The organism is Polaribacter vadi, from assembly GCF_018861005.1.
Lineage (GTDB): Bacteria > Bacteroidota > Bacteroidia > Flavobacteriales > Flavobacteriaceae > Polaribacter > Polaribacter vadi_A.
Window position 1 is genome coordinate 62,220 of the sequence record NZ_JAHKQL010000016.1, and the last position, 14,833, is coordinate 77,052.

14 protein-coding genes are annotated in these 14,833 nt (G+C 26.5%); 9 read left to right on the forward strand and 5 right to left on the reverse strand.

Annotated features, from left to right (window positions below; translation table 11 throughout):
* Positions 1-32 precede the first annotated feature (32 nt).
* Together KO506_RS08515 and KO506_RS08520 are read left to right on the forward strand one after the other, a co-directional pair.
* Positions 33-1,487 carry an ArnT family glycosyltransferase gene (locus tag KO506_RS08515; RefSeq protein ID WP_215994480.1) on the forward strand — a complete coding sequence of 485 codons (1,455 nt, stop codon included), beginning with the start codon at positions 33-35 and terminating at the stop codon, positions 1,485-1,487.
* Between the two features lie 32 nt (positions 1,488-1,519).
* Positions 1,520-2,089 (forward strand): pseudouridine synthase, encoded by a 570-nt coding sequence (locus KO506_RS08520; RefSeq protein ID WP_252726824.1) that lies wholly within the window; start codon positions 1,520-1,522, stop codon positions 2,087-2,089.
* A 175-nt stretch (positions 2,090-2,264) separates the two neighbouring features.
* Here the strand turns inward: KO506_RS08520 and KO506_RS08525 are convergent, their stop codons facing one another.
* The gene (locus KO506_RS08525; RefSeq protein WP_215994481.1) at positions 2,265-3,047 is read right to left on the reverse strand and encodes a membrane metalloprotease; all 783 of its coding nucleotides are present in this window, start codon (positions 3,045-3,047) and stop codon (positions 2,265-2,267) included.
* A gap of 94 nt (positions 3,048-3,141) precedes the next feature.
* A complete protein-coding gene (locus tag KO506_RS08530; protein WP_215994482.1) occupies positions 3,142-4,194 on the reverse strand; it encodes a hypothetical protein in 1,053 nt (350 codons plus the stop codon).
* 165 nt (positions 4,195-4,359) lie between these two features.
* Here KO506_RS08530 and KO506_RS08535 point away from each other — a divergent pair, with 165 nt between their 5' ends.
* The 3 genes from KO506_RS08535 to KO506_RS08545 are packed head-to-tail and all read left to right on the forward strand — an operon-like array spanning position 4,360 to position 8,359.
* Positions 4,360-4,869 carry an RNA polymerase sigma factor gene (locus tag KO506_RS08535; RefSeq protein WP_215994483.1) on the forward strand — a complete coding sequence of 170 codons (510 nt, stop codon included), beginning with the start codon at positions 4,360-4,362 and terminating at the stop codon, positions 4,867-4,869.
* A gap of 57 nt (positions 4,870-4,926) precedes the next feature.
* Complete coding sequence (locus KO506_RS08540) at positions 4,927-5,841, forward strand: FecR family protein (protein ID WP_215994484.1); 915 nt, start codon at positions 4,927-4,929, stop codon at positions 5,839-5,841.
* A 28-nt stretch (positions 5,842-5,869) separates the two neighbouring features.
* The gene (locus KO506_RS08545; protein ID WP_354667550.1) at positions 5,870-8,359 is read left to right on the forward strand and encodes a TonB-dependent receptor; all 2,490 of its coding nucleotides are present in this window, start codon (positions 5,870-5,872) and stop codon (positions 8,357-8,359) included.
* Here the strand turns inward: KO506_RS08545 and KO506_RS08550 are convergent.
* The 3 genes from KO506_RS08550 to KO506_RS08560 form a co-directional block, all read right to left on the reverse strand.
* Complete coding sequence (locus KO506_RS08550; protein ID WP_215994486.1) at positions 8,356-8,802, reverse strand: GNAT family N-acetyltransferase; 447 nt, start codon at positions 8,800-8,802, stop codon at positions 8,356-8,358. The genes KO506_RS08545 and KO506_RS08550 overlap by 4 nt on opposite strands.
* Before the next feature lie 157 nt (positions 8,803-8,959).
* Positions 8,960-9,388 (reverse strand): ribose 5-phosphate isomerase B, encoded by a 429-nt coding sequence (gene rpiB / locus KO506_RS08555; RefSeq protein ID WP_215994487.1) that lies wholly within the window; start codon positions 9,386-9,388, stop codon positions 8,960-8,962.
* A 675-nt stretch (positions 9,389-10,063) separates the two neighbouring features.
* Positions 10,064-10,237 carry a hypothetical protein gene (locus KO506_RS08560; RefSeq protein ID WP_215994488.1) on the reverse strand — a complete coding sequence of 58 codons (174 nt, stop codon included), beginning with the start codon at positions 10,235-10,237 and terminating at the stop codon, positions 10,064-10,066.
* Positions 10,238-10,775: 538 nt separating this feature from the next.
* Between KO506_RS08560 and rnr the strand changes: the two genes are divergently transcribed.
* From rnr to KO506_RS08580, 4 genes are all read left to right on the forward strand, one after another.
* Positions 10,776-12,995 carry a ribonuclease R gene (gene rnr, locus KO506_RS08565; RefSeq protein ID WP_215994489.1) on the forward strand — a complete coding sequence of 740 codons (2,220 nt, stop codon included), beginning with the start codon at positions 10,776-10,778 and terminating at the stop codon, positions 12,993-12,995.
* Positions 12,996-13,004: 9 nt separating this feature from the next.
* Entirely contained in the window at positions 13,005-13,328 is a 324-nt protein-coding gene (locus KO506_RS08570) for a YbjQ family protein (protein ID WP_215994490.1), read from the forward strand.
* A gap of 123 nt (positions 13,329-13,451) precedes the next feature.
* The gene (locus KO506_RS08575; protein WP_215994491.1) at positions 13,452-14,141 is read left to right on the forward strand and encodes a head GIN domain-containing protein; all 690 of its coding nucleotides are present in this window, start codon (positions 13,452-13,454) and stop codon (positions 14,139-14,141) included.
* A gap of 42 nt (positions 14,142-14,183) precedes the next feature.
* Positions 14,184-14,378, forward strand: coding sequence for a Sec-independent protein translocase subunit TatA/TatB (locus KO506_RS08580; protein ID WP_289851794.1), 195 nt, complete (start codon positions 14,184-14,186; stop codon positions 14,376-14,378).
* Positions 14,379-14,833: the final 455 nt, after the last annotated feature.

Below are 14,833 nucleotides of genomic sequence, written 5' to 3' on the forward strand. Positions count from 1 at the left end.
TTCTTTTACGCAACTAAAATTTTTTATTTAGTATGAAAAAGGATCTTTTATTTTTTCTGTTTGCTGTTATACTAATTTGTAAAATTTATTATTGGTTTTTTGTTTTTCCGAATGTAGATGAAGCTTATTATTGGTTTTGGGGGCAATACCCAGATATTTCTTATCACGATCATCCTGCTTTGCAAGCATTGATTCAAGCTGTATTTTCTAAGATTTTTGGCACTTCTTATTTTGCTTTACGATTACCAGTTATTATTTGTTGTTTTATAATTGGTTATATTTTACATCAATTTGCAAAAAAATTAGCGTTCAAAAATAAAAATTTAGCAATAGGTTTATTTTTTGCTTGTCCTTTGTTTTTTCTTTTTACAACCTATGCTTGGAACGATTATCTGTTAATAACAAATTGCATAATTTCTGGATATTTTTTTATCAATTTTTTAAATGATATTTGGTTGGATAAAAAAGGGAAAACTACTGATATTTTTCTAGGAAGTCTCTTTTTTGGTTTGGCTATTTTATCGAAATACAATGCAGTTTTTTTAGGTTTAGGAATCTTTTTTCTGCTCATTTTAAACAAGAAGTTTCACAAAATATTTAAAGATTATCGATTTTATATAAGTTTATTAATTGTTGCTATTTTAAGTTCGCCTATTATTTATTGGAACACAAAAAACAAATTTGGTTCTTTCGAATTTAATATTCAACAAAGAACTTTAGACCCAATTATTAATGAATTTAATTTGTTTGGAGGAAATTATTTGGGCTTTATTTTTGGCAGTATTTTAATGTTATCACCATTTTTTTGTTGGGCAATTTTTAAGGTATTTAAAGATTTTAAAAAGTTAGAAAATAAATCTTCTTATCAAATTGTGTACACCAAATTTGCAATTGCCATTTTTTCTGCATCGTCCATTGTGTTTTTATTCTTTTCGCTTTTTTCTAATGTTTTGTTTTATTGGAACATTGTTGGCTTGTTATTTATCACATTTTTAGCAAGTAATTATATCATCAAAAAAAAGAAAATTATAATCACTTTAAGTTATTCTGCTTTTGGTGTTTTTTGTATTATTTTTCATTTTGGTGTTGTACCCTTAACATCAGTTTTTGGAGGTTCTGACAGAGATAATATTTATCATTATGGATGGAAAAAAATAGGAAATGAAGTTAAAAAACTGCAAACATCTAAAACAATTCCAATTGTAACTTCTAATTACAGAAGTGCATCTTTATTGGCTTTTGAGCTAAATAATCCAAAAATATTTTCATATTCTAAACGATTTGATCAGTTTGATTATTGGAGTAAAAACGTACAATATAAAACCAATACTGAAGGTATTATTTTAACTGATGAAAATGATGGTGTTATGTTAAATGATGAAATTAAGGCATTATTCAACAAAATAACTTTTGTAGATACTTTAAACATAGAAAAATACGGTTATAAAATTAAAGCGTATTATTTGTACAAAGGTGTGTTTAAGTAAACGTATTTTTGCTTTTTAAAAGTTTATTTATCTTGATAAAACATCGTCATTTTATATTGCATAAACCTTATGGTTATTTGTCTCAATTTATAAACAACCAAACCAAAAGGAAGAAAAAATTGTTAGGAGAATTACACGATTTTCCTGAAGGAACTATGGCAATTGGTCGTTTAGATTTTGCTTCTGAAGGTTTACTTTTATTAACCACAGATGGCAAAGTATCTGCAGAAATTAGAAGTAATAAGTACGAAAAAGAATATTATGTTCAGGTTGATGGGATCATCACTCAAAAAGAAATGGAACAATTAAAAAATGGTGTAGAAATTGGTTTCGAGGGTAAAAAATACACCACAAAACCTGGTAAAGCTTTTTTAATTGATGATCCTAAATTTGCATTAAGAAGTCAAAAAATTCGTGATGAAAGACATGGCCCAACAAGTTGGGTTTCTGTAATAATTACAGAAGGAAAATTTAGACAAGTAAGAAAAATGACAGCCGCTGTTGGGTTTCCTACTTTACGATTAATTCGTGTAAGAATTGGCGAAATTAAGATTGATAATTTAGCAAATGGAAAGGTTTTAGAAGTAGATGGTTTTATGTAACATTTATTACATATTAAGAAAAATCTACTTTCTAATTTTGCGCTATGGAAAACTCTAACACCACTTTATACATTATAGCTACAATTATAATTCTTCATTTTTTAGTTGCTTTTGGCTTCTTAATTTATAAAATGACGAAAAAAAAGAAAGATAAATAAATACTTTTTACCCTAAATTATTTACCTCCATTAGCCTTTAAATCTGCCAAACATTGTGCGTCTAAAGTTGGTACAGAACCTCCAGAAAGCATGTTTCCAATTCCTTGACTAGATTCTGCAGCCCAATACATTAAACAATCTTCTTCATTACAATGCTTTGGATGTTCTTCATCTTCATGATCGCTTTGTAAATCACTTCCTAAATTTGTTAACCCTAAAATATGGCCAAATTCGTGGTTAATTACTGATGATTCTAGCAAACTTCTATCAAGTTCAAAAGTTCCATCACTTAAACCATGAATAGTTTCTTCGTAAATAACAAAAGACGTATTCCAATAAGCTGAGCCTAAAATTGAACCAGAACTTGTGTCATTAGACGATTTTCCGTCAATAAATAAAACCCAAACTGCAATTGTAGCACCTGAATTGTATTGGGTTCTGTATTCTTTTTCTAAATCAACAACTTCATCTAATGTATATTCTGTTTTACCTGTTGTTGGTATTTCTTTGGTAATAAACGTTACTCCTTCTGGTTTGTTAATTCTATTTTCTATAAAACTTTTAAAATTATTTATAGCGGTTGTTGTAGGTTCAAAACCTTCTATGTAAGCCATTTCTACAATCAATTTTTTAAAAGAATCTGCAGAAAGTAAATCGTTTGCAGAAGCACCTGTTGCTTGTCTATTTAAAGCTTCATTAATGATTTCTCCTGTTTCATTATCAGTAATATTTTCTGTTTCTGATGAACAAGAAAAAAAGATACTACAAACTAATACTACTTTTACAAAAATATTTTTCATCTACTTACCTTTTAAAAAAATCTTTACAACCACTAAGTAATTTATAGCAGTTGTAAAGAAAACTAACTAACTATTCTTTTTCAATAATTTTTAATTATAGCTTTTTAAAAGCTAAAGTTACAGAAGCGTCTGTAGTACTTTGTAAAGTAATTAAAGTTGTACTGTAAGTGCTAATAACCCAGTTATTCCCCAAAGCACTTAAAGCTGTATTACTTGCAAAGTTTATATTAACAAACGCTTCTGTTTCTGAACTAACAGAATAAGTTCCTTCTATTTCTCCTAATGCAGAATTCACAAAATTAGTAGCTACAATTTTAAAATCATTAGTAAATTCTATAGACCATTCTGCATAATCGTTTGCAGTATCTACACCATTATTAATAAAAGTTTCTACTTTAAATTTTGTACCACTTAAAACAGCTTCTGCTTCTGCAGCAGTATTTGCAGCATCGTCTTTTTCATCTTCATATTGTACACAATCAGAAATTGCATTTTGAAATTCTGCATCACTAGTAATTTGAATTTCTGTACCATTACTTAAAGTGGTCCTAATAGGATAATTTACTGCAAAAAGTTCGTCAGATCCTAAACTTGTCATGTAACTGTATAGTTGTTGTTCAGATTGTAAAACAACAGAACCTGTTTGTTCTAGACTAATATCGTAAGTTAACATTGTAACCGGAAAATTAATGTCTATACAAGAAATAGCATCTCTACCTTCTTCTTCTGCATTTTCGCATTCTGCATTTAAAGCATCTAATTCTGATTGGTTATTAACAGTTACTTCTGTATAATTACTTGATCTTACTTTAATAGGAAAATTAAATGTTACTGAATCAGAATCATCATTAAATTCACCTAAAATATTTAAAACTGCAGAAAAATCTAAACTACTTAATAAAGTAATTTGTTGATCATTTACAGTAGCTGTTAACGGAAATAATAATTCTGTACAAGCATTACCATCTAAAAAATCATCATTAGAACCATCGTTCATTGCAGCTCTTTCATAATTAGAAGCTGTTGTAGATGTAGAAGAGTTTGCATTAGGGTTTGTACCTACCTCTGTATTATCATCTGATTGACAAGAACTAAAACCTAAAGTTGCTGTTAAAGCAATTGTTGTTATTAATTTTAATGTTTTCATGTTAATTGATTTTATTGTTATGAGTAAAACAACTTTATTTAATTTTACCCTACTTTTTTTTAGAAAAACTAATTTTTTAGATCTTCTGCTAGTAAAACAACTAAACATTTATTTACCCTACCTTTGTATTGAAATTTTTATATTTTTATTACCTAATTTCTATTTATGACTGATAAATCTCTTTGCGATGAAATTTATTTTAATGAGTTTTATACAGCTCATATACAGTCTTCTAGTAATTTTGCATACTACAAATCTGGAAATAAAAACACGGCCTTAGATTTAGCACAAGAAGCTTTTATTAAAATTTGGGAAAACTGTTCTAAAATAGATTTTACCAAAGCAAAATCGTATTTATTTACAGTTGTTAACAACCTTTTTTTAAATAAAGTCAAACACGAAAAAGTAGTATTTGAATATGCTAAAAGCAGTCCTTATTTAGATATTAACAACCAAAGTCCTGAATATTTATTAGAAGAAGAAGAGTTTAAATTAAAACTTAAAAAAGCCATAGAAGATTTAACAGAAGGTGAAAGAGAGGTTTTTTTGATGAACAGAATTGATGGAAAAAAATACAGAGAAATTGCAGAAATACTTTCTATTTCGCAAAAAGCAGTAGAAAAAAGGATGTCATCAGCATTAAAAAAATTAAGAACAAAAATTGATGGAATTTAAGATAGCTTTTAAAGTAGGGTAAAATACTTTTTAATTGTTTTATACATAGAGATATAAATGGAAAATAATAACGACATCTTAAAATGGCTTAACAAAGAATCTTCTGATGAAGAATTGCTGCGCTTACAAGAAACTGAAGATTTTAAAACTTTAGAAAAAATTGCACATTATTCTTCTCAAATAGAGCCACCAAAAGTTGATGTTGATAAAGCCTTAGCAGATTTTAAATTAAGAACGCAAAACAAAGCTAAAAAAGGTAAAGTTGTTGCCTTTAACGTTAAACAATTGTACAAATATGCAGCTGCTATTGTTATTTTATTGATAAGTTCTTATTTTATCTTTTTTAACAAAGAGGCTACTATTAAAACCGAATTTGCACAAACAAAAACATTTAATTTACCAGATAATTCAGAAGTAATTTTAAATTCGAATTCAGAGATTTCTTATGGTAAAAAAAGTTGGGATGAAAACAGAAATTTATCTTTAGATGGTGAAGCTTTTTTTAAAGTTAATAAAGGAAAAAAATTTACAGTAAGTACAGAAATTGGAAACGTAACTGTTTTAGGTACAAAGTTTAATGTAAAAGAAAGAGCTAATTATTTTGAAGTAAAAACTTACGAAGGTTTAGTAAGTGTTGCTTATAAAGATACCCTTGTTAAATTACCTAAAGGAACTCTTTTTAAAGTAGTTAATGGTGTAATTGATACAAATACTACGTTTGATATTGAGGAAAAATCTTGGTTACAAAAAGAGTCTAATTTTAAAAGTACACCACTACAAATTGTATTAGAAGAATTAGAAAATCAGTTTGGTTATACTATAGAAACCCAAGAGGTTAATTTGGCAACATTATACTCAGGTGGTTTTACGCATACAGATGTAAATTTAGCATTACAATCTGTTACAATTCCACTACAATTATCTTATAAAATAGAAGAAAAAACAATTACTATATTTAATTATGGTAAATAAATTTCAGGTTTTTTTTATCAATTTTTTGTTGATAACAAGTATTGCTCTTGCTCAAAATTCTTCTGATAAAGTAGCACTTTCAACCTTATTAATTGAACTCGAAAAAACCTACGAAATTAAGTTTTCTTATTCTGATAATGATGTAAAAGACCTCTTTGTAAATCCCCCAAAAAAAGGAATTTCCATAGATCAGCTTTTAACTTATTTAAATAAAAACACTTTTTTACAATTTAAAACATTAGACAACAGATATGTAACTGTTTCGTTTTTAAATAAATCAATTTCTATTTGCGGAATCATTATAGACGCCAACTTTTTAGAACCACTTTTACTGGCAACTGTTAAAGTAGATGGCTATAAATTAGGTACAACCACCAACCAAAAAGGTGAATTTTATTTACACAATGTACCTGTAAATGCCACATTAAGCTTTTCGTATATCAGTTTTAAAACCAAAACAATTGCTGCAAAAGAATTGTTTTCTACAGGTTGTAAACAAATATTTTTAGAAGAAGAAACAGAGCAATTATCAGAAATTACAATGCCAAGATTTTTAACTTCTGGCTTACAAAAAAGTGCTGATGGTGCCACTGTATTAAACACAGAAAAATTCGGAATTTTACCAGGACTAATAGAACCCGATATTCTAAAAACCATCAAAATTTTACCTGGTATAGAAAGTATAAACGAAAGTGTTTCTAATATTAATGTTAGAGGAGGTACTAACGACCAAAATTTAATGCTTTGGGATGGTATAAAAATGTATCATTCAGGTCATTTTTTTGGGTTAATTTCTGCTTATAATCCGTATTTAACAAAGAAAGTAGCAGTTACTAAAAACGGTACAAGTACTGCGTTTTCAGACGGAGTTTCATCAACCATTAATATGGAAACTGCTAATAGAATTACCAATGAATTTTCTGGAGGTGCAGGTTTTAATTTATTAAGTGCAGATGCTTTTGTACAAGTGCCACTTAAAGACAATATGGAACTACATATTTCTGGTAGAAGATCTTTTACAGATTTAATAAATACACCTACTTATAACAACTATTTTTCTAGAAGTTTTCAAGATAATTCTGTAGCTTCTAATAGTGTAAACAATTCAGAATCAGATTTTTATTTTTACGATTATTCATTTAAATTTTTATATGATATTGATTATAATCATTCTATTAGAGCAAATTTTATCCACATAAAAAACAATTTAGAATACTTAGAAAAATATACAACTAACAACATAACCATTGAAGAGAATAGCACCTTAAAACAAGAAAATTTAGGTGCAAATATTCATTGGAATGCAGATTGGAACACTAAATTTTCTACCACTTTTTCTGCATTTTTTTCTGATTATAAAATAAATTCATCCGATTATAATAAAGATTCAGATCAGTTACAAACACAGTTTAATAATGTTTTAGAAACAGAAATAAAGCTAGATTCTAAATATGAATTTTCTGATGTTTTTCATTTTAAAAATGGTCTTGTTTTTAACGAAATTGGCATCAGAAATACAACTACAGTAAACGCACCTACTTTTTCTACAACAGTAAAAGATGTGTTGTTAAAAAGTGCATTTTATTCTGAATTAGAATATCAGAAAAAGAAAACTTATGCACGTTTTGGGTTAAGAACTAACTATTTTTTTGAATTTCAAAAGTTTGTAATTGAACCTAGAATTAACATCCGACAGAAAATAAATAACGAATTTTCTTTAAAACTTGAGGGTGAATTTAAAAACCAAACTACAGCTCAAAAAATAGATTTTGAAGAAAATTTTTTAGGAATAGAAAAACGAAGATGGATTCTTGCTGATAATGTAAATACACCTATTGTAAAAAGTAAACAAGCATCTTTTGGTATAGAATACACCTTAAATAAATTGTATTTTGATGTTACTGCTTTTTATAAAAAAATTGATGGAATTACTGCAGATAATCAAGGTTTTTATAACAATACACAAACTTTAAATTCTATAGGAAATTACGAAATAAAAGGAATTGAGTTTTTAGTAAACAAGCAAACTAAAAACATAAGTACCTGGTTAAGTTATACTTATTCTAGTAATAATTATACTTTCGATATTTTTAATCCAGAAACTTTTGCAAATACTTTAGATATTAAACATTCTGTAAGTACAGCTTTTAATTACAATTTTACAAAGAAATTTAAACTATCTTTAGGTAGCGTTTTACGTTCTGGTAAACCATTTACAAAACCAATAGATGGTAATGAAACCATACAAGATGGCAATAGAATTATTATAAATTATGATAACCCAAATAAAGAAAGATTAGATAGTTTTTTTAGATTAGATTTTTCTGGAAGCTATAATTTTGATTTTACAAAAGATGTAAAATCTACAATTCGTTTAGGAATTACAAATATTACTGATCGTAAAAATATAATTGATTCTTATTTTATTGTTGATGAAACAAACACAAATAATGTAAAAAGAATCAATAATTATTCATTGCCTTTTACCCCAAATTTAAGTTTTAGAGTACAATTTTAAGAAGCTATTCTATCCATTCTAATATGTGGTATACCATCTTCAAGATACTCCTCTCCTATTTGTTTAAATTGATGCGATTCGTAAAATTTTTTTAAATATTTTTGAGCAGAAATTGTAATTAAATCTACTTTAAAATGCTCTTTAATAGCTAAAATAGATGCTTTCATAATTTGATGTCCATAACCAAATTTTCGTTCTTTTTCAGCAACTACTACTCTACCAATACTAGCATTATTAAAATAATCACCAGGTTTAAAAATACGAGTATAAGCCACAATTTTATCGTCTTTAAAACCGAAAATGTGTACTGCTTTTTGATCTTTAAAATCTACATCTTGATACACACAATCTTGTTCTACCACAAAAACTTCAGATCGTAATTGTAAAATAGAATACAGTTCTGTAGTTGTTAATTCTTGGAAAGATTTTATGATGAAATTCATTTTTATAACATTATAAATGTTCTCGATACAATTTCGATACAATTTCGATAAAAATCGAAATTACTCGAACTGACAACACTTCTTAGTAATATAAATTAACGTACAGTCACTTCGAGTGAAATTTCTTTTTCTGAAATTTTGTATCGAGAAGTTTTTATTAACAAGAAATTTTACCAACTCTATTTGCGTGTCTACCACCTTCAAATTCAGTAGTTAAAAAAATATCTACAAAACCTATAGCTTGTTGTAAAGACACAAAACGCGCAGGAATTGTAAGTACATTTGCATTATTATGTTGTCTTGTTAAAGTAACCAACTCATTATTCCAACACAATGCAGCTCTTACACCTTGGTGTTTATTAGCTGTCATTTGTGCTCCATTACCTGAACCACATAAAATAATACCTAATTCAGCTTTACCAGACTCAACACAATCTGCTGTTGGATGAATAGCATCAGGATAATCCATAGAATCGTTAGTATCTGTACCAAAATTAAGTACAGTATATCCTTTTTTTTCTAAATGTTTTATAATTTCGAACTTATATTCTGTACCTGCGTGATCATTACCAATGGCAATTGTCATAATTTATTTATTTAATTGTTTTTACGAGTTTACAAAGTAATCTGTAATTTTATTTAAAGATTTCTTCATTACATTCGCAATGACTTAGTTAGGCTGGCAAAAATATAGAAATTAACGGTTATCAACAGTTATAAACATTTAAAAATTATCATTTTTTAATAACTGTTTATTTTTAAAGCTTTTAACTGTTTTAAGTAAATGTTAAGAACTTATGATTAAAAATAGGAAACTTTATTTGGTATTCTTATTATTTATAACAATACAAGCTCTTGGTTGACATATGCAAATTTTATTTTAAGTTTTTGATAAAAGTTTATCAACATAAAATTTACAATTTGTTTACATAGATTTTGTTGTTAACTATTAAGAATTTTAAGTTAACTACTGTTTATAACTATTGTTAATAACTCTAAATTTAAATTGATTTATAAGCTTTTAAGTTACTTATAAGTTGTCAATGATTTTTAATAACTCAAAGTAAAAAATAAAAAAGAGATTTTTTATAGTAGCTATTCACATACTATTATAAACATCATTGTTTTTTAAAATTTTTAAAAAGAAAAATAATTATAATATAGAATGTTGATAACTGTTGAAACTTTTAAAAATTGAAAATGTAATTTTTGAAAAAAGAAAGAATACTAAAAAATGTAAAATTGGTTTTTGAATAAAAGCTTAAACCGCTTTTTTTTCAGCTTCTAATAAATAAAGAGTATCTTTCTGAATCTCTACAGTTTCTTTAGGAGGCATGTCTTTTTGTAGTGAACCGTTAATAATCTGTACGCTTATATAAATTCCTGTTAGGAATATAAGTGCAAATAGAGCGATTATTTTACGTAGATTTTTCATCTTAAAACTTTGTTGTTGTTATTATAAAGACGTAGTATTTAAGAAAACGTTACAATTTTTTTAAGAAAATTTTAAGAAAAATGAGAAATTCTTAAATTTTCTTAATTTTAGAGAAAGAAAAGCAATAGTTATATCCGAAGTTTTTATCTATCTTTGCACTGTTATTTTGTAAACTACTTAATTGTAGTGTTCTATCTCTGCTATCCAAAATAATATTTCTAAAACCTTTTAGAATTGCATACGCAACCAATTCAATTTTGTATTTAGAATACTGTATAAAACAAAAGAATACACGAAATTTTTATGTTTTTTAAATAGATAAAATTCTCTTAATTTTTTAGAAAAATTCCGATTTCTAAAAATAGGAATGCTGTTTATAAATCAAGATTTTTTAGTATTAAATGTCTATAAATGAGACATGAAAAAATATAATAAACAAGACTACCTCAATATAAAAATAAATTGATAACTCTTTTTTAATAAACAATGGTTATAAAAAATTGTATTTTGGTATCAAATAAAATAGAAGTAAGAATAAATGAAAAGAAAGAAAAAGAAAATATTTAAGAAAAAAGGAAAAGTTATTAAAGACTTAACTAGAAATATTTTTAAAATTTTAAATGAAGACAGCACAAAGTTTTATAATTATAAACAAATAGCTGGCAAATTAGGGGTTTCTGATACTGATGGAAAAACCCAAATATTAAAAAAACTAGCAGAATTAACTGCAACAAAAAAAATTAAAGAAATAGATAGAGGTAAATATCAAATAAATGAAGACCGTAAATATTCTATAGGAACATTAGATGTAACCTCTAGTGGAAATGGATATTTTATTTCTGATGATTATGAAGACGATATTTTTATACCAAACATAAACTTAGGTAAAGGATTACATGGAGATGTTGTAAGAGCATATGTTTACCAACGTAAAAGAAGTAAAAAGTTAGAAGCAGATGTTGTAGAAGTTATAGAACGTGCAAAAACTGAGTTTGTTGGTGTTTTACAAAAGAGTAAAAACTTTGGTTTTGTAATTTGTGATAATCATAAAATGTATGCAGATATTTTTATTTCTCAAAATAAAATGAATGGAGCAGAACATGGAGATAAAGTGCAAGCTACTATTTCTGATTGGCCAGAAAATTCTAAAAATCCATTTGGTAAAATAACCACTGTTTTAGGTAAACCTGGTGATCATGATACAGAAATGCATTCTATTTTATTAGAATACGATTTACCTTATGAGTTTGAACCAGAAGTAGAAAAAGAAGCACAAAATTTACCCATAGAAATTACTGAAGATGAAATTGCCAAACGTAGAGATATGAGAGGCGATTTAACATTTACCATAGATCCTAAAGATGCAAAAGATTTCGATGATGCATTATCGTTTACCAAACTAGAAAATGGTAATTACGAAATAGGAATCCATATTGCAGATGTTTCGCATTATTTACAACCCAAAACTATTTTAGATGATGAAGCTTATGAAAGAGCAACTTCTGTTTATTTAGTTGATAGAGTAGTACCAATGTTACCAGAAATGTTAAGTAATGGTGTTTGTTCTTTAAGACCAAATGAAGAAAAATTAACTTTTTCTGCTGTTTTTGAAATTAATGAAAAAGCACAAATAGTAGGAGAGTGGTTTGGTAGAACAGTAACCTATTCAGACCAACGTTTTGCTTACGAAGAAGCACAAAGTATTATAGAAAACGTAAAACTTTCAGATAATGTAAAACCTTATACAATGCCTGCAGATATTTCTATTACAGATGTTTCTTATGAGGTAAAACCAGAAGTTGTAGAAGCAACTTTAAAGTTAGATGAATTGGCTAAAATTCTTAGAAAAAAGAGAATGAAAGCTGGTGCAATTTCTTTTGATAGAGTAGAAGTGAAGTTCAATTTAGATGAAGAAGCAAACCCAATAGGAGTTTTCTTTAAAACATCTAAAGACGCTAATAAACTAATTGAAGAATTTATGTTATTAGCCAATAGAAAAGTAGCAGAATTTATTGGTTTTTCTAAAGGAAAAGCAACCAATAAAACTTTTGTTTACAGAGTACATGATGAACCAAACATAGAAAAATTAGCATCATTACAAAACATTATTAGCAAATTTGGATATAAAATTAATACAGATACAAAAGAATCTACTTCAGAATCTTTAAATCAGTTATTAAATGATGTAAATGGTAAAGCAGAATCTAACATGATTGAAACTTTAACTATTAGATCTATGTCTAAAGCTGTATATACCACTCAAAATATTGGCCATTATGGTTTGGCTTTTGATTATTATAGCCATTTTACATCGCCTATTAGACGTTATCCAGATGTAATGACACATAGATTACTGCAGCATTATTTAGATGGTGGAGATAGCCCAAAAGCAGAAATTTATGAAGAAAAGTGTAAACATTCATCAAAAAGAGAAGAATTAGCATCTAAAGCAGAAAGATCATCTATAAAATACATGCAAGTTAAATACATGCAAGATCATAAAGATGAAATTTTTGATGGTGTTATTACTGGAGTTACTGAATGGGGAATTTATGTAGAAATTTCAGCAAACAAATGCGAAGGAATGGTTAGAATTAGAGATATAAAAAGTGATTATTATATTTTTGATGAAGAGCAATATGCAATTGTAGGTCAGTCTACTAAACATTTATATCAATTAGGTGATGATGTAAAAGTACAAGTAAAAAAGACAGATTTAGAACGTAAACATTTAGATTTTAATTTAATTGAAGATTAATAAAATATTATGATTTTAACGACAACAAATAACATAGAAAATTTTAAAATAATAGATTATTTAGGTATTGTAACAGGTTCTGCTTACGATTCTAGTTATACTTCTAATGGTACAAAATTGTCTTTTAAAGATATGTTTAGTATGTCTAAATATTATGAAAAATATACTTTAGGATTAGAGTCTATAAAAGAAAAAGCTTTTCAAAATTTAAAAGATAATGCTACTAAATTAGGTGCAAATGCTGTTGTAGGTATTCAATTAGATGTAGAACCACTTGCAAATTCATCAACTTTATTAGTATCTATAACAGGCACAGCAGTTAAAGTAGATTAAAAATTAACGTGAGAATATAAATAATTCTCACTAAATTTTTAATCTTTACCACAATAAATAAAACAAAATGTCTTTATAGTGGTATGCTTATTGATTTAAGTACATTAATCAAACCTAAATAAAATGAAAAAAATAATATTTATATGTGTTTTAATGATGAGTTTATCATTTGTAGCACAATCTACAGTAAACAAAAAATTAGGAGATTTTTCTACTCTAAAAGTTTATAATGGTATAGAATTAGAATTAATAAAATCTAACGAATCTAAAATAGAAATTACAGGTCTAAAATCTGAAAAAGTTAAAATAAAGAACGTTAACAACACTTTAAAAATTTCTTTACCTTTCTCTTTAAAACCAGAAAATAATGCAGCAAATGGAGAGGTTTTAGTAAAATTATACTATTCTAAAAGTATTGATACTATAGATGCTAATGAAGGGGCTACAATTACTGGTAAAGAAATTAATCAAAATCATTTAGAAGTAAAATCGCAAGAAAGAGCATTTGTAAATTTAGTGGTAAAAGTGAAACATTTAGAAGTTAAAACATCTTCTGGAGGTATTATTAAATTATCTGGTACAACAAAAAACCAAACTGTAGATGTAGATTTATACGGAATTTATAATGGTTTTGATTTAAAAGCTACAGCAAACTCAAACGTAAAAGCGGGTACAGGAGCAAAAGCAGAAATTTTAGCTGGAGAAACTTTAAATGCAAAAGTAAGTTTTGGAGGTTCAATATTTTACAAAGGAAATCCTGAAGTGTTAAAAGACAAAAAAGTAATAGGTGGTATTATACAAAAAAGAGATTAATAGAATCCTTTTTGTATCTTTGTTATATTAAAATTTAGAAAAATGAATACTTTAAATATATATTTATTAGGAATGCCTAGTGGAGGTTCTTGGATTATTATTGCAATTGCAATTTTACTATTGTTTGGTGGTAAAAAAATTCCTGAGCTAATGAAAGGTTTAGGTGGTGGTATAAAAGAGTTTAAAAAGGCTACTAAAGATGAAGAAAAAGAAGAACAACTAGAAGAAAAAAAGTAAAATAACATAGACGTTATATAAAGTAAAAGCTCTGTTTGCATGCAAACAGAGCTTTTTGTTTTAAATTAAAAAAATCCCCCAATATTTTAATTTAATAGTTTTACAAATATAATTTATTATATTGATAAATCTACAAAATGTTCTGAATTATAAGGTTTTAAGTAGTGAAATTGTTTTTTATTATTAAATATTTGTTATTGATTAATTATTAAAATTTTGATATTATAAAATATTTGTAGTAATAATATTATATTCAATAATAAATCATTTATAAAATTATTAACACTGTAATATTTAAGTGTTTTTTTATTTTATTAATAATATACAATCTTAAAAAATAAATGCTCAATTTGAATCATCAAATTGAGCTTTATTTTTCTAATGATAATTGTCCCCCAACAATTACCATTATAATTTCATACTTCAAAAGTAATTTTTTTTATTTATATAATATT